Genomic DNA, 15739 nt, shown 5'->3' on the forward strand with positions numbered 1-15739 from the left:
GCCTTCAACCGGCAGAACCTGTCGTTTTCGGAACGCTACTTCAATGAGAAGTTCGCCGAATACGACCTCACCGCCAACATTGCCTTCAGCTGCGATGACACCTATGCGCTGGTGTCGCTGGTCTCTGCCGGGCTTGGCATCGGCTTTGCCCCGGAATGGACGCTTGATCTTCCCAATCGCGGCTTTGAGCTGAAGAAGGTAAGCGGGATCGACTTCCGGATCGGGCTTGGGATCGCCTGGAATAAAGAGGACCCAACCGCTGGCCGTGATGACATCGTCGACATCGCACGGTCGCTGGCTCGGGCAGGGCGGTAGAGTGGGTCGTGGGACATCCCGCCTCGGTGTTCAGTGATCAGCAAGGATGGCGTCCGCGTCGTTGAGGCCCAGCGTTTGAGCCCAGTAACGTGCCTCAGATGGTTCAGGATGATAATATAGTCAGCGCCCGCATCTGCCGACGTTCATGAGATAGGGCGGGATGTCGCATGGCCGTCATCGCAAAGGTGAGAGGCACAGCGGCTCATCACGTTCTGCGACTATTGCGCTAGCGGTACAATTAGGGAAGTACGTTGCCGTTAGTGCCTAAGCGAGCAGCACGACAGGCAGGTGGAACAGACCGTGGGTCAGCTCCATCAGTCCCATCATCTGGGTTCACTTTTCGCAGAGTCGCCGTTCGCCAGAATAGGGCTGATATGTACAGTCGGACGGGCGGAAAGAACGATAGCTACGGGAGCAGGCCCTGACGTTGCAGGACTGTGGTGTGGCCTGTGCACTGACAAGTGGGTTCGCCCCGGGCTCCGCCAGTGCTTCGCGCATGAAAGCCCGCCATATATGCGCCGGAAGTTCGCCGCCGGTAACGCCCTTCATCGGCGTATCATCATCATTGCCAACCCATACGCCAGCAACGAGTGGTCCTGTGAAACCCACGAACCAAGCATCGCGATTATTTTGACTCGTGCCGGTCTTGCCGGCTGCGAAAGAGCCAGGGTCGGCATCGCGCCCCGTGCCCCGCTCGACGACCAACTGGAGTAGGCGAAGCAGATCAGGCTGATATTGCGCTAGATCAGTGGCTGGTGTGGCCGGTGGACCAACCCGAAACGACTTTTCGTGTCCCGACGCCTGAAAATCAACGATGCCCCAAGGTTCAACGGGTGCTTTGCCGAGGTGGACGGATGCATAGGCACTCGTGAGGTCAAGAAGGCTGATTTCCGATGTGCCGAGAGCCAGTGATGGCGTGTTGGCGAGCGGCGCACTAATTCCGAGTTCTCGTGCTGCTGCAATCACCTTGTCGAGCCCAACCTCCTGCGCGAGCGCCACTGCGGGCGCGTTGAGCGACCGCGCGAATGCCTCGGCGAGTGTGACCCAGCCGCGGTAGCGGCCACTGGAATTCTCTGGCGACCATCCATTGACCTCGATCGGGGCATCCAGGATTTGGTCGGTTAGGCCCAAGCCGGCCTTGAGGGCTGCATAATAGACGAACAGTTTGAACGTCGAGCCCGGTTGCCGCATCGCAGTGACCGCCCGGTTGAACTGGCTTTGTTTGTAGTCGCGACCCCCGACCATCGCAACGACGGCTCCGTCTGGCATCATCACAACCAATGCCGCTTGCGACGCCCCCCTAGTTTTTCCTTCAGTGTCCAGAGCTCTTTTGACGACCCTTTCAGCGATCTGCTGCAGGTGTGGAACGAGCGTGGTGCGGACAGTGGTCGATCCCGGCGATGTTCCGGCGATTTCGCTCGCCTGGGGCGAGATCCAGTCGGCAAACCAGCTTCCGGCGCGCGGCGGAGGTGCCGTCGGATGCAACTGAGCAAACCGCGCTCTAACGCTCTCTGCTACCGACGCTGCAATCTTTTTGTTGGCAACCATCGTGTCGAGAACGACCGAGGTCCGTTGCCGGGCGCCTTCGAAATTGTCGATCGGATTCCACTGGCTCGGTGCTCGCAGCAATCCCGCAAGCATTGCCGATTCGGCCAAGTCGAGCGCACCAATGTCCTTGTTGAAATATATCCGCGCGGCCGCGGGCATCCCCGTTGCGCCGGCCCCAAGATAGGCGGTGTTCAGATAACGCGTGAGGATCTCTTTCTTGCCCAGTTTCCACTCCAGCCAAATGGCGATCACGAACTCCTGGATCTTTCGCTTTATCGTTCGGTCGCTGTCGAGGTATTGCAGCTTGATTAGTTGCTGCGTGATCGTGCTGCCACCTTCGACGACCGAACCAGCCGCGAAATTTCGTACCAGCGCCCTTCCGATACCTCGGACATCGATACCGAAATGATCCATGAACCGCCGATCCTCGATCGACAGGACGGCATCGACCAGATGAGGTGGAAACGCTTCGTATTGCGCGTAGGGGCCTTGGTAGGGCCCCTGTCTGACCAACGGCTCGCCATTTGAAGTTTCCAAAACCACGATGGGCTTCAGCGTTCCGGCGCGGATCTCGCTCCAGGGAACATCCTTCAGCGCCCACACCAACAGGCTGCTTCCAAACAGCACGAAGGCAACAAAAATGGATGCGACCGTGATCTTCAGTCCGCTGGTGTGAAGCCATGCCTGCCGGCTGCGTCTGATCAGCTCCATGAAAAGACTGCGAACACGCGTGAAGGTTTTCGGAAGTGCAATCGCCAACCAGCGACGAATAGCAACCGGTCTGACAGACGCTCGCTTCGAAGCCTTAAGTTTCGTCCACAGTTGGGAAGCTCCCGCCTTTGCCGTCACCTTGGCCGAGGTGAAGAATGCATGCAGATCGTGGCGGAGCGCACGGCAAAGATTGAAGACTGCCTGCCTGCTCTCGCTAAAAGTTCTAGGAGAGGGGGGCTGATCGGTTTGAGTGAACGACCCGGATGCTTCTTGCTCGTGAGAACTGGGATCGTGTGCGAGGCTTGCCTCCGCTTTCGGTTCCTTGTCGGCGCCACTGGCACGCGCAATAGAGGATTTTGAAGGGCGTGGCATAGGTTACCGCTCAACGATTGGTTCATAAGATAGCGCGCCTTGGTGGAGTTGCAACGCGCGGGGCGGCCACTCTTACCTTCCTCTACATGAACGTGATGTTATTGGTTGCGCTGACAATGTGGGGGGCTGTCCACATTTTTTTCGCCGAGTTTGGGCTTCGATCTTGTCGCTGCCAAGGTTTCATTGCGAAGCGCTGATCGACCTGCATAGGAGGGGGACCCGTAATCGATCGCAAGATTTGCAAAAATGGTGGGATTGCCGCTCTGGCGCCAGTTCGCAACAAGTGGGTTGGTGCGAGCAAATCTGTGTCTGCTAGAATCGAAAAAGACGTAGGGCTTCACGGAAGCAGAAGAAACGACAATCCGTCGTTGGCTGGTCAGTGTGGCGACTGGTGTGTGATGTATTTGTGATTGTGTTGGCAACCATGCGTTCATCGGGACGTAGGCAAACGAACCGTATCGGGATTGAATCTAGTGGCCGACACGAAGTTGATTCTCAATAGCGAATTGATGCGGTGACGTTCCTGTCATCCGGCGGAAAGAGGTTATAAACGAACTCGCGCTGTGGTAGCCGACCTTGGTAGCGATGGCGTCTATCCCGTGGCCCTCGCGCATCATCGCAATTGCCCGGACAATGCGGCACCGGCGGCGCCAGTCAACAAAGGTAAGCCCCGTTTCGTCTTTGAAACGGCGGATGAATGTTCGGCTTGGTATGTCCAGCTTCGTGCACCATTCCTCCATGCTGCGTCGGTCGTTTGGATGGTTGTAGATTGCGGACGCCAGGTTGCGGAGGGCCTGATTTCGAGGAAGTGGCAAATGCAGCCGATCGGGCTCGCCTTCTGCTATTTCATCGAGCAGAACTTCGAACAAGTTGCCTTCGCGTAGACTGGAACGGGTAACCGTCCTCAGCCTATCTACGACCGCCAAGATCAAGTTTGTCCCTTTCATCACGAACGAGGAACTAGGAAGCCTCCTGCACAGGTTTTCGTCGATCATAAAACTTGTGCCTTCTACATGTCCCAGCGTTTCGGTTTCATGTACTTCGTTTGGCGGTATCCAGCAGGGCTTGTAGGGCGTCATCAGCCAAGCGCTGCTTGCTGTCGTAAAATTGCACAGACCTTTGCGAAGGAGAAAAAGCTGCCCTTCGGCATGCCTGTGTTTCATTTTGTACGGACTCATTTCGCGGTGAAAATCCCGCATCGTTATCATATCGAAGTCCCTACTAGACTCGGCCGCTTGGCGATATCAATAAAAAAAGGAGTATTATTGACGTATATAGCCAACCCCTATATCGGTTGTCCACTGTCAGATTTCGGAAACTTGTCATGGAAGCGATTGAGTACGAGCGAGAAAAGCTCGAAATGTTTCTCGGTCGGTGGGAAGGGAGGGGGACAATCCATTCAAACCCCTGGGGAGGCGCTGGGCCGACTCAGACCGCGTGGTGGTTTCACTGGGACGAGCCCCGATTATTCCTGTTGTGCGATTGCCGTGAGGAACGAAGCGATGGATCAGTCTTCTCCGCGCATGGCGTACTTGGAATTGATCCCGTAATGCGCGATCCATTATGGTGGATCTTCGACTCGTACGGCTACCCGCCTATGGATCCGGCTCGTGGTAGTTGGGACGAGCAAACCCTACATCTCGTCAAAACAACGGCGCGGGGTACCGGCCGGACCTCATTTTCCAGACGAAAGGACAGTCTCGAATGCGTGGTCGAAAGCCGTGGCATCGACGAAGCGAATTTTGTCCGTGTCATGTCCGGATCATTTTGCAGAACCGGCGACTAAGCTCTTCAACGACCGGTCGCAACTCCGAACGGCGGTCAGTCTCGTCCAGGCAGGAACAACGACTGAAGCCGCCTGACAGCTTAGGCTTTTGCGCTCCACCGCATCAGAGGATCTTCACATGCGTGCAGGCTTGATCGCTACGGCGTTGATAGGGTGAATGATGCAGTCGCACGATCAATATCGTCACGCTGCGGCAAAACGAAAGGAGCCGTCGAAGATCATATCGAAGGCGAGCAAGTAATTCGCCAAATCCCGGTTGGAAGTTGTAAGTCATCGCTCGCTTTAGCCTGTTTTCGGCTCACGCAATTACTCTGGACGAGGAAACCTCAGGCCGAAACACTTAAGGAGCTGTCGAGATATTGGCGGCCTGTAATCGGAAAGAAAGCGCAATGTCGTCACTTGATAAAATTATTGCAGAAAATATGGTGTGCGCCACTATCAATGCGGTGCACGATGCCGCCTCGCCCACAATCCGAGCCTTTCTAGCGGCGCATCAACCGGATCGTAGCTTGACTTTCCACATCTCGATACCCTCGACAGATGCCGAAGGCTGCTACGCGCGAATGCTGGACAGTGCGGGGGTTACGCTGAGTAGAACGAGTATTGGCCGTTTCATCGGAACTGCTACTTGCGGAAATTGGACTAAGTTGCTGATCGACCACGGCGAGCTTTTGGAGCGCCATTCAATCGCGCTTTGCCCGGTTCGCCCGGGATGCTCGTAAGACCGCGCCGTCAACGGCATCGATCAGGATATCAAGCTCAACAAGGCTCTGTGGCTCCTCGGCGAAAGGATGGCGGCGCTGAAGGCGTGAGCAGGCGAGCATATGCGCCGATGAGGCGGCGCATCCACCTGTCCTCGCATTCGTCTGCCCAAGTGAAGGAACTGTGACCTACAAGGGAGGCCGATCAGCCCGGCGCGCGTGTGCCTGTCCCTTACCGCTACCCAAGCGGTGCGGGCCAGGACGAGGGATGCCCCTGAGGCCCCATCCCTCGCGCTCCCTTCCCACCCGTCAAATTCAGGATTGAGAGGAGAGATCGTCTTGATCGCCGGCCCTGTCGAACTGTTTGCGGATATAGGCTTCGATGTAGTCGAACACTTCGACCGCACCAGCATCCGTCTCTATCAGATCGATCGGTCGACGGCCGCCGAGTTGCACGCTCTCTCTGCGCGCCCATTTCAAAATTTCGCCTTCGGTGCGCAGCACCGGGCGGGCCATCTCCAGCATTTTCGTGAGGTGATGCGGCTTCGCATACCATGAATGCGGTTTGATGCTGGCCCGCCGGCGGCCGGGGACGACATCCGGCAACGGCGACGCCCGCAACTCATCTTCCGAGATATGCCGCCTGACCCAGTGAGCCAGCTTCGCCAGCGACACGTTTGCCTCGCGTTCAAGATCGCCGCCCGCGCCGACTTTGCGCGTCGGGATCACCAGGCCGCGAACGATGTGGGGGCAACGCGCCTGCAACATCTCCAGAGCCGGTGCAAGGTCGGTGTCATTGGTGACCAGCACCACCTGGTCAACCTCGCCGCTCAGGGCGTCGTCGTAGAGATGAAGCGCCAGGTTCACATCCGACTGCTTCTCCTCGAGTTTCCAGACCTGGATCTTGTCGCAATCGCGCGGCCAGCGCTTTGGATCGTCTGCGGGAACGATATGCTGGTTGGCCTTGTAGAGAGAATAATGGCCCATCACGAAGGACAGCCTGCCACCGCAATGCGTCGTCAGGGCATTGTGGTATTGGGCCTGCGAAGACACCGAATCTTCGCCCTTGGCAGCGCTTTCGATGATCCTGGCCGTGAAATACTTGATCGCGCTGTCCGGATGCAGCGTCATCGTCGCCGGCTCGGCGCCCGGCGCTGGCCTATAGAGGATCGACGGCAGGATTTGCGTTTCGAAAAGGGCGAGAACGTCGAGCCATTTGAACGCTGTTTTGCGCAGGCAGCCATAGTAAAGATTGTAGCCGTCGATATCGACGCGTGTTCGTAACGCCGGCACTCCCTACCCCCAAGGCATAAAAAAACCGGCTTGCGCCGGCTTTTTACCCCAACCGCCCGGAGCCCGTGTCTCTCAGGACGCTGGATTAGTTGTTAGCTCTCGACATAGTGTCGAGTGGCCCTCTCGTCAATCGATATTAGCGGCTCACCACGCGCTGAAGCCGGCAGCTTCGCCGTGAATCCACCTAAAATAGGCGTTCTTCGGGAAATCTGCAACGGAATGACACGGTCCTCCCCGGGCAGTGAGTCAGGAGAGGGGCCCGGCCCGTTCCGGGCCGCATGTTTGTATCCGCCCCATGACATCGCCGGCCAGGCCGGTCAAGCGGCCCGTGAAGCCGGTCCATCTTCGGCGCCAGTCCGTAAGCGGACCCGAGAAGACTTCCCACCTTCCGCGCCACGCCACTTGACAGTCCCACCCGCCGCCGCGGGACGGGCTTTCGACCCCGATATCTTCAACACTGACCAAGGATCGCAGTTCACCTCGGTGGACTTCACGGCCGTGCTGAAGAAGGCGGAAATCGCCATCTCGATGGATGGCAAGGGTGCGTGGCGGGACGACGTGTTCGTTGAACGGCTCTGGCGTTCGATCAAATACGAGGAAGTCTACCTCTACGCCGACAAGACAGTATCCGAGGCCCGCGTCGGCATCGGCCGATATCTGACCTTTTACAATAGCCGATGCCCACATTCGTCCCTTGACCGGCAGACGCCGGATCAGGCCTGCTTCAACGCGCTGACACCAATGATAGTCGCGGCACAATCAAGGCGAAAATCCACTTAGCGAAATGCCCAAAACTGTTCAGACAAACCGAGTTACCTCTAAGTTGGAAGGCCGTGGTTTTCGTACAGACGCTTCACATCTTGGCCAATTCGTAAGCAGTCAGATCTTTTGAACGACCCGCCTATGATCGGCTCAGTTCGCCGGAAAGACGTTTCGCAATTCGGCCGATGACGATAAGCGCTGCTGTCGTCCCCGCGAGTGCGCAACCTGCGACCATGTTGCCTTGAATGCTGAATCTCTCGTTGAGAAACCCGCCAGCGAGCGCTCCCACCGCGATAGAAATCTGAAAGACACTGACGAACGCCGCTCCGCTGATTTCGCGGCGATCCTGAGCGGCCGTTAGCAACCAAACCTGCAAGCAGATGGGAATACCTCCGAACGCAATTCCCCACACGATTATACTGAATGCGGCCACTAGAGAGCTGTGAGTAAGGGTAAGCGCAAGCAGTGAAAGACCTAGTAGAAGTGAGTACAACAGCGCCATTTGGCGAAAATACGTTTGTACGTATTCTCCAGATATGGTGTTTGATATAAGTCCTGCGCATCCAAAAGCAAAGAACGCCCATGGAGAAATTCCATTGGGTACTTGCAATTCCCCAATGAGAGAAGCGAGGAAAGTGTAGGCAATGAAATGGCCCGAAATTAAAAGAGAGGTTGCGGCCAGCCCCTCGGCGAAATTTGGTATGCGGAGAAGCTCCCAAAGAGAAGAATAATGGAATTTGTTCTGTGGTTGCAGTTTTGGAAGCAAAAACAATTGGGCTAGTGCGATGGAAATCGCGATAGTGCCGAAAACCAAGAGAGCTGCTCGCCAACTTTGTGCCTGTATAATGGCGGACGCAAGCGGCAACCCGATGACGCTGCCGGCGGAAGCTCCGCCGAACACGATCGCAATTGCTCGACCTTTTAGATGCTGTGGCACCAACCTCGCGGCGGAAGTCGCTCCGATCGACCAGAAGCCACCGATAGATACTCCAAGAACTAACCGCCCTAACAAAAGAAGCGTGAGACCACCACTAAATGCGCCGACCATATCGGCAACGAACGTAAGCAGCATCATTGCCAGCAGTAGCGTCTTTCGGTCTGCTTGTGACCAACAGAAAAGAGGTGCCGCGATGGCCGCCGCGAGGGCCGGAAGCGTTACTGCAAGGCCAACTGATCCCGCGTCTATCGCATAGTCCCGAGCTATGACAGGAAGAGCAGCGATCGGCGCGAGTTCACTCGATACCAAAGCAAAGGTTCCGAAGCATAGTGACCAAACTCCCCCCCATCCTCGTAACTCTTGTTGCTGCGTTACATTTTTAAATATCTCTTTGTTCATCATTTACTCCGAGCGTTCGTGTCGCAATGCGATTGAGCCAATCGGCGTGGCACTCACGCTTAACTCTCTATCGCCGCAGAGTGTTGGCGATAAAAGCACCAGGCAAACCACCCGAATCTTGCTGACCTTGACCTGATGAGGTGGACCACCCCCGCTCCGGCACCGCTGTGCCATACCGAGAATTTCCACCATCACACGGTCGCTGGCCGGGCCCCGGAGAGAGGCTCTCAACCGGGCCGGTTGACCATGTAAACTCGCTCGCGAGCGAACGCTGGCGAGAAGCCGACTGAACGCTAGACCGAATGCCGAACAGCACGGCTGATATGCTATTGCAGTGGCTGCTTATGGTGACAGTCAGGATATGGCTGCATCTGGCTATCGGCCCAAAGCTCTCATCCGTGGGGACATTCGACCGAACGATTGTTCGATCTGCGTTCGCTGAAAAGCTGGCTGGAGATCCACACTGCGACCGCAAACCCGCTGAAAGCTGCTCCCAAGATGGTAATCCCCGACCAGCCGTACCGCGCGTAGGTTGCCGTTGCGGCGATCGCACCCAGAGCGCTGCCAATTGAGTAAAAGATCATGTAGCCTCCAATTAGGCGGCCACTCTTGTGCGGATGCACGCTCACCACGACGCTGAGGTTGGTCACGTGGACGGCTTGGACTGCCAAGTCGAGCGCGAACACGCCAACTAACAGCACTGAAATGGAGAGTGGAAGGAAAGCGATCAGACCCCAGGATGCGAGCAGGAGCGCAAGAGAAATTCCGGTCGTCCATCGACCGTAGCCTTTATCTGCAAGTCTTCCAGCGGATGTTGCTCCAATCGCGCCTGCCAGTCCAACCAATCCGAACAGCCCAATCAAGGTATGGGAATAGGAAAATGGCGGAGCGCTGAGTGGAAGCACCAGCGAGGTCCAGAACGTGCTGAAGGATGCAAAGATCAGAAGCGCGAGAATGCCTCGAAAGAGCAGAATCGGCTCGCGCAGGAACGTGGATGGAACGGAGACGAGAGCGTTGAGATATGTTTCGGAATGCCGCTCTGCCGCTCGCCGTGGCAGCACCCGCACAAGGATACCAACCATCGCGACCGTGAGCAGCGCAGATGTCAGATAAACCGTCCGCCATCCGCCGAAATCGGCAATCGTGCCGGCAACGGATCGAGCTGCGAGGATGCCGGTTACGACGCCGCTGGTGACCGTGCCTACCACACCGCCGCGTTGAACCGGCGTCGCCAGGGCCGCGGCCTGGGCAACGAGTATCTGAACGAGAACAGCCAGCAATCCGACCGCGCTCATGCCAGCAAACAGTATCGTCTTGGCCCCGGCCGTCGCCACCACGATAAGAGCGATCGCCGAAAGCAGCCCTTGGATGATGGTAAGCTTTCGGCGGTCGGTGAGATCGGCGATCGGCACGATGAAGATCAAGCCCAGCCCGTATCCGACTTGCGTCAGCGTGACGACAAGACCGATGCTGGAGGACGAGATGCCGAGGTCATGCGCCATGAGATCGAGCAGGGGCTGAGCGTAATAGATATTGGCCACACTCACGCCTGCTGCCACCGCGATGATCAGCGTCTGTACTCTCGACAACCCATGTGCTGGAACCCTGTTCGCGGCATCTGCTGTGTTCTCACTCATCGTGGCTGCTCCTCGTGGTTTCAACTCGTTTGACGTTGAAACCACTTGGCTCACCTCAAAGCTAGTTCTAAGATAGAACCAGCTTCCGGATTGGAGATCGATAGCGATGGTGAAACGGGTTAGTCTTTGGAATGCCGGGTGCCCGGTCGCGCGTTCTCTTGATGCAATCGGCGACTGGTGGTCGCTTTTGATCATCCGCGACGCTTTCGACGGCAAGCGTCGTTTTGGCGAGTTCCAGAACGGGCTGGGCATAAGCAAAGGGGTGTTGTCGACCCGATTGCGCGACCTTGGGAAGCGAGGGATTTTCGAAACCGTGCCAGCCTCGGATGGAACCGCATACCGCGAATACGTCCTCACGGCAAAGGGACGCGGTCTGTTCCCCGTTATCGTTGCACTCCGACAATGGGGTGAAGATTACCTGTTCACTGACGGGGAGGATCGTTCCTCGCTTGTGGACCGAGAAAAACGCGCGCCAGTCGCTCGGCTTGAGGTCCGATCCGCCGATGGTCGCTCTCTTGTCTGGAGCGACACTCAGGTAACAGGCTGATGTCGCTCGGGAACGAGCGTGTGTATGACCGCTGCTTGCGGGTGCAGAGCGGTCTACTGTCAATCTCGCCTTTCGGCCGCCAACAGCGGTCGTGGGGGTTCTGTCACGCAGGTGCAGCGCTGGACGCAGAAAAGGCGAACGGGCACTGTGCGAAAGAATTCTACTCGGGTGGGGCTACGTTGCTGACCAAGCAAAACCCCGCTGCTTTTGTTGCCTAAGTGTGTCGCTTATCCGACTGACCAAAGCATGCCAAAAGATTTTCGCAGCCCAAGGTACCGAAGTTATGCTCCGTGGCTGCTTAGCGCGACTCGATATCCGCTTTCGGCCGCTCTCTCGATTGCGTCGATAACCCGGTGTATTCCGACCGCATCCTCGAAACTTGGTGCAGTACGAGTGCCGTTCCGCAGATCCTTGGCCATTCTGGCATAGAGACGTGCGACATTCCCAGCTTCCACGTCCTCAGGCCAACCGGTTCGGTATGAGGCCGGAATCTCAAGCGCACGAAATGCGTTCTCTGCGCCGCGTCCACCCGTCAGTGAAAGCTGCACCATTTGTATGTGGCCGGATGAACCTGACACCCGAATGTCGCCCTCCGTCCCGTGAATTTCCCAAAACAATCCATTGCCGTCCCGCGATGCGCCGCCGCGATAGTGAATCGAAATGGGGGCGCCGCTGGCCAAAATCCCACTCACTAATACCTGGTCAGGTGCCGATGCTGGTAGCATTTCGCCGGTGTCGATTGACATCGCCGTGGGTCTCCGTGTTGCCATTACGGCAGAAACTTCCGCGACTTCGCCAAGCACATCCCTTAGCGCCGCCAGTGTGTGCCCCAGGGGGATCGTGAGCAGAGTTGCACCATTGGCGCGGTCCAGCAAATACCCGTAGGTTTTCGTGTCAGGGATGGTGCCGCCGCCCAGTGCAGTTCCGCCTCGCGCGACCAAGGTGGTCGACAGCACCTCACCGACAAAGCCGTCGAGGATCAAATGTCTCAGATAGTCGATCTCAGGCGCGATGCGCGCCTGAGTCCCGACCACTCCCAGCACTCCTTTTGCCTTGGCGAGAGACGCCATTTCGCGGGCTTCGGCCAGTCCATTGTCAAGCGGCCATTCGCAATAGACATGTTTGCCCGCTTCGATCGCAGCTTTCACAATTTCAAGGTGTGGGGGCACCTTCACCGCGACGGTGACAATGTCGACGTCTGGCGCGGCGATCATCTCGGCAACGCTGGCGAAGGCTTTCGGAATTCCCAGCTCGTCTGCGGCGGCTTGAGCACTGGCTTTGCTGGAATTGGTAATCCCAACGATTTCGAAGGTGTCCGAGAGCGTTCGCAATGCGGGAATGTGTGCCCGCGCAGCCCAGCTTCTTCCAGGCTGCACGCCAACGATGCCGATTTTGAAACGTTGTCCGGTCATGATGCTCGCTCTCTCGTGGTAAAAATCCTGATGCCCGAAAACTAGCTGGATGCGTTCCCTGCGAAAATTCGGTATATGTGCAAAGGATCATGGAGATTTTGCACAGATGGTCGACTGGGAAGACATCCGTCATTTCCTTGCCGTTGCTCAAAGCGGTACGCTATCTGGCGCTGCCCGCGGCCTAAAGGTCGACCACGCGACTGTCAGCAGGCGGCTTGCCGCGCTGGAGGCTGAACTTGACGTGAAGCTGGTGGATCGCCTGCCGCGATCCTGCCGCCTTACTAGCTTGGGCAGGCAGGTGTTCGAGCGGGCCTTGGAGATGGAGACTTCGGCCCATAGCATTGCTCGTCTGGCGAAAGCCGCTCATGCCCCGCTTTTTGGCAGGATCACACTCAGCGCGCCGCCAGTGCTCGTCACGCATCTTCTGACAGAGCGTTTGACCCGCTTCCGGGCGGAGTATCCCGATATCCGGCTCTCGCTTTCCGCGCAAGCACAGCGTGTTTCGCTCAGCCGGCGGGAGGCCGATGTCGCTGTGCGGTTCGTGAGGCCGGATGAAACCGGTAGCGTCACGCGGAAGATCGGCACAATGGCTTTCGGCCTCTATGCGCACCGATCCTATGCACATTTAGCCGCACCCGAACGCTGGGAGTTCATAGCCTGGGACCAAACTTTTGCCGATACTACGCCAGCACAATCGTGGTTGCTTGATATTGCCGGCGGGCGCCCGGTCGTTTGCGAACTGACTTACTCAAGCGAGCACCTGATCGCGGTGCGGGCTGGGGTGGGCGTAGCAGCCCTGCCTTGTTTTATCGGTGAACGCGACCGCGATCTCGTTCGGATCGAGGAGGGCGCTTCGTACTTCGCGCGCGACATATGGCTAGTGGTTCACGGCGACCTGCAAAAAACTCCAGCGGTGCGCGCAGTGATGGATTTCGTAGTAACAGTCGTCTCCGATTATCCTGATCTAGCGGTCCGATAGGGATTTCCGGCGAGGGCGACCGAGGACCGCTCAACAGGTAGGAACGTTTGGTCAAGTAGCTAACCAAAAGGTGACCGAAGCAATCGTCCCTCGTGAGATGCGGCCGCCTACCCGCCGGACCTTCACGATCGGTGCCGGCGGGAAGGTCGGCCTCCTTGAGGATCGTCCGTTACTCGTCGCCATTGCCATCCGGCGGCCGATTTTCCGGCGAGGAGGCGCGTCGGCCGGATTTCCTGACGCCCTATCTGACGACCATTCGGGCGACCGTTAGGAGGCGAGCTTTAAGAAAGGATGTGATACTTTGAATGCTGCCTGGCCATCGCATTTGTGCCCTTACGCAGATTACTCTAGATCAGTGCTCCAGAGTTCAATGTCTCCCACGTTAATTAAGCGCTCTTATCTAAGTCCGCTGCTTAATTAAATTAAGTGCGCCTTGCTTAAATAACGGGCGCGGCTGATACTGGGTTATGTCTGATTCCCAATCCAAACATCGGTTGGGTCGTTTCGTCGAGACGATCGCTGCCAATGAAACAGTACGGGCGTTCGTACCCCCACCGTTGCCGCCCGAGCCGGCGATTGATGTGCTTTCATTGCTGGAGCGTCTCAGCTTGGCCGAGCGCGCGCTCGGGCGCTTGGATGGTATCACAATGCTGCTGCCGCGCCAGGAGCTGTTTCTTTATATGTATGTGAGAAAGGAAGCTGTTCTTTCCTCTCAGATTGAAGGCACGCAGTCGACGCTTTCCGATCTCTTGCGGTTTGAAACTGAAGCTCAGGCGGGGCAGCCGGTCGATGATATCCGTGAAGTCTCCAACTATGTTGATGCCATGATGTATGGTCTGGAGCGGCTGGAAACGCTGCCCATGTCGTTGCGTCTGATCCGTGAGATGCACGCCAGGCTCCTACACAGTGGGCGAGGAGGCACTAAGGATCCAGGGGAGTTCCGCCGATCGCAAAATTGGATTGGTGGCACGCGCCCCGGCAATGCACTCTTCGTGCCTCCACCCGTCACTGAAATGGCCGGTTGCCTGGATGCTTTCGAGCGCTTCATCCATGACGAGCACTCGCGTCTACCGGCACTCATCAAAGCCGGCCTGCTGCATGTCCAGTTTGAAACGATCCATCCATTTCTCGATGGCAATGGCCGTATCGGCCGCCTGCTTGTGACCCTATATCTTTGCATGAACGGCGTTCTGAGAAAGCCGCTGCTATACCTCAGTCTCTATCTAAAGTCTCATCGGCGAGAATATTATCGGCTACTGCAAGAGGTTCGCGAACATGGAAACTGGGAAGCCTGGCTAGACTTTTTCCTGGCCGGCGTCGCCGACACTGCCAATCGAGCGTTTGAGGCTGCTACTCAGATAGTCGATCTTTTCAAGGAGGATCGGGAGCGGATAACTATGGAGAGTGATAGAGCAGGGTCGGCCCTTCGCATTCACGAGCTTTTCCAGCAGAATCCTTTTCACACGGCGAACCAAATTGTCCAGATCACAGGTCTGTCTGCCCCAACCGTCAACGCAGCGCTTGCTGATCTGGAGCGTTTAGGCATCGTTAACGAGGTAACCGGACGTAAGCGAGGCCGCGTGTTCAGCTATCCACGATATCTTGCAATTCTAAGCGAAGGCACCGATCCCTTGCCGCTCAGCTCATGACAAATAGATGAGCCAAAGGTTCGAGCGGATGTCCGCATTGGAGGTTGATATTCAAAACCTAAGGTCGCAGCTAGCCCAGAGATTACGCGAACAGAACGGGAGCTGCGCCGCCTTGTTGACCGCTACGGCGGCGATTGAAACGAATGGGGAAGCCTTCAGCGACATTTAGAGCAGCTCGGGGAGGATCTGTTTCGCGAGCTGCATCCGCCGGCATTCTCTGCATCTGCGACCGGTTGCCGAAGGTACCGGTTCTGAAGATTATTACCGCCTTGAAGGTACCAGGTGGAAGACGCCTCCGTCTCGCGACGGGGTGTAGCCGATACTCGACGGAGCCGAATGCGAGCAACTGTCCTCACCGTAGGTCATGGCCGTTGAGATAGACGAGATCGAAGGCACAAAGGATGGCGTCAGAGGCCCGGTTGCCAGGCGTCTTGCCGGAGGCGCCTAACGACTTTCAGCAGCCCGAGATCCGGTCGCCCCTCGCCGTCAAGCATCACGGCCTCGCTATCGATGGTCATCGTCGCCGGCCCAAGCGCCCGGGCAGCTTCTGCAATTGCCGGAAACCGATGCGTCCAGTCATGGCCACGACGGGTCAGGATCCTGACGCCTTGCGGTTCGATATGCACCGCCAGGCGGTAGCCATCCCATTTCAGCGAGCCGCCAGACCCGAGAGCAAGGGTTCCTTCAGTGC

General features: G+C 57.2%; 10 protein-coding genes and 2 pseudogenes. 5 read left to right on the top strand and 7 right to left on the bottom strand.

All coding sequences use genetic code 11. From position 1 onward, the window contains the following. On the top strand, positions 1 to 315 hold a 315-nt coding region (locus tag AC1DE4_RS30810), incomplete at its 5' end, for a LysR family transcriptional regulator substrate-binding protein (RefSeq protein WP_477884654.1). 333 nt (positions 316 to 648) lie between these two features. Here the strand turns inward: AC1DE4_RS30810 and AC1DE4_RS30815 are convergent. The 3 genes from AC1DE4_RS30815 to AC1DE4_RS30825 all read right to left on the bottom strand — a co-directional run bounded on the left by AC1DE4_RS30815 (position 649) and on the right by AC1DE4_RS30825 (position 6726). Further along, complete coding sequence (locus AC1DE4_RS30815) at positions 649 to 2946, bottom strand: PBP1A family penicillin-binding protein (RefSeq protein WP_477884655.1); 2298 nt, start codon at positions 2944 to 2946, stop codon at positions 649 to 651. 470 nt (positions 2947 to 3416) lie between these two features. Further along, positions 3417 to 4154: a helix-turn-helix domain-containing protein gene (locus tag AC1DE4_RS30820; RefSeq protein WP_477884656.1), complete on the bottom strand. Its 738-nt coding sequence runs from the start codon at positions 4152 to 4154 to the stop codon at positions 3417 to 3419. 1594 nt (positions 4155 to 5748) lie between these two features. Beyond that, positions 5749 to 6726 (bottom strand): antitoxin Xre/MbcA/ParS toxin-binding domain-containing protein, encoded by a 978-nt coding sequence (locus AC1DE4_RS30825; protein WP_477884657.1) that lies wholly within the window; start codon positions 6724 to 6726, stop codon positions 5749 to 5751. A 438-nt stretch (positions 6727 to 7164) separates the two neighbouring features. Here AC1DE4_RS30825 and AC1DE4_RS30830 point away from each other — a divergent pair. Further along, positions 7165 to 7506, top strand: a pseudogene (locus AC1DE4_RS30830) (transposase); the annotation flags it as partial. Positions 7507 to 7627: 121 nt separating this feature from the next. Here AC1DE4_RS30830 and AC1DE4_RS30835 read toward each other — a convergent pair. Together AC1DE4_RS30835 and AC1DE4_RS30840 are read right to left on the bottom strand one after the other, a co-directional pair. Beyond that, positions 7628 to 8824, bottom strand: a complete 1197-nt coding sequence (locus tag AC1DE4_RS30835) for an MFS transporter (RefSeq protein ID WP_192241803.1) — start codon at positions 8822 to 8824, stop codon at positions 7628 to 7630. 392 nt (positions 8825 to 9216) lie between these two features. Then, positions 9217 to 10461: an MFS transporter gene (locus AC1DE4_RS30840; RefSeq protein WP_477884658.1), complete on the bottom strand. Its 1245-nt coding sequence runs from the start codon at positions 10459 to 10461 to the stop codon at positions 9217 to 9219. A gap of 106 nt (positions 10462 to 10567) precedes the next feature. Between AC1DE4_RS30840 and AC1DE4_RS30845 the strand changes: the two genes are divergently transcribed. Further along, on the top strand, positions 10568 to 11008 hold the full coding sequence (locus AC1DE4_RS30845; protein ID WP_192241801.1) for a winged helix-turn-helix transcriptional regulator: 441 nt from the start codon (positions 10568 to 10570) through the stop codon (positions 11006 to 11008). Between the two features lie 281 nt (positions 11009 to 11289). Here the strand turns inward: AC1DE4_RS30845 and AC1DE4_RS30850 are convergent, their stop codons facing one another. Beyond that, the gene (locus AC1DE4_RS30850) at positions 11290 to 12420 is read right to left on the bottom strand and encodes a Gfo/Idh/MocA family protein (protein ID WP_477884659.1); all 1131 of its coding nucleotides are present in this window, start codon (positions 12418 to 12420) and stop codon (positions 11290 to 11292) included. Positions 12421 to 12526: 106 nt separating this feature from the next. Here AC1DE4_RS30850 and AC1DE4_RS30855 point away from each other — a divergent pair, with 106 nt between their 5' ends. Together AC1DE4_RS30855 and AC1DE4_RS30860 are read left to right on the top strand one after the other, a co-directional pair. Then, positions 12527 to 13399, top strand: a complete 873-nt coding sequence (locus AC1DE4_RS30855) for a LysR family transcriptional regulator (protein ID WP_477884660.1) — start codon at positions 12527 to 12529, stop codon at positions 13397 to 13399. Between the two features lie 467 nt (positions 13400 to 13866). Further along, complete coding sequence (locus AC1DE4_RS30860) at positions 13867 to 15048, top strand: Fic family protein (RefSeq protein ID WP_477884661.1); 1182 nt, start codon at positions 13867 to 13869, stop codon at positions 15046 to 15048. Positions 15049 to 15403: 355 nt separating this feature from the next. Here the strand turns inward: AC1DE4_RS30860 and AC1DE4_RS30865 are convergent. Beyond that, positions 15404 to 15739, bottom strand: a pseudogene (locus tag AC1DE4_RS30865) (ATP-dependent DNA ligase); the annotation flags it as partial.

The organism is Rhizobium sp. 10N414, from assembly GCF_056394785.1.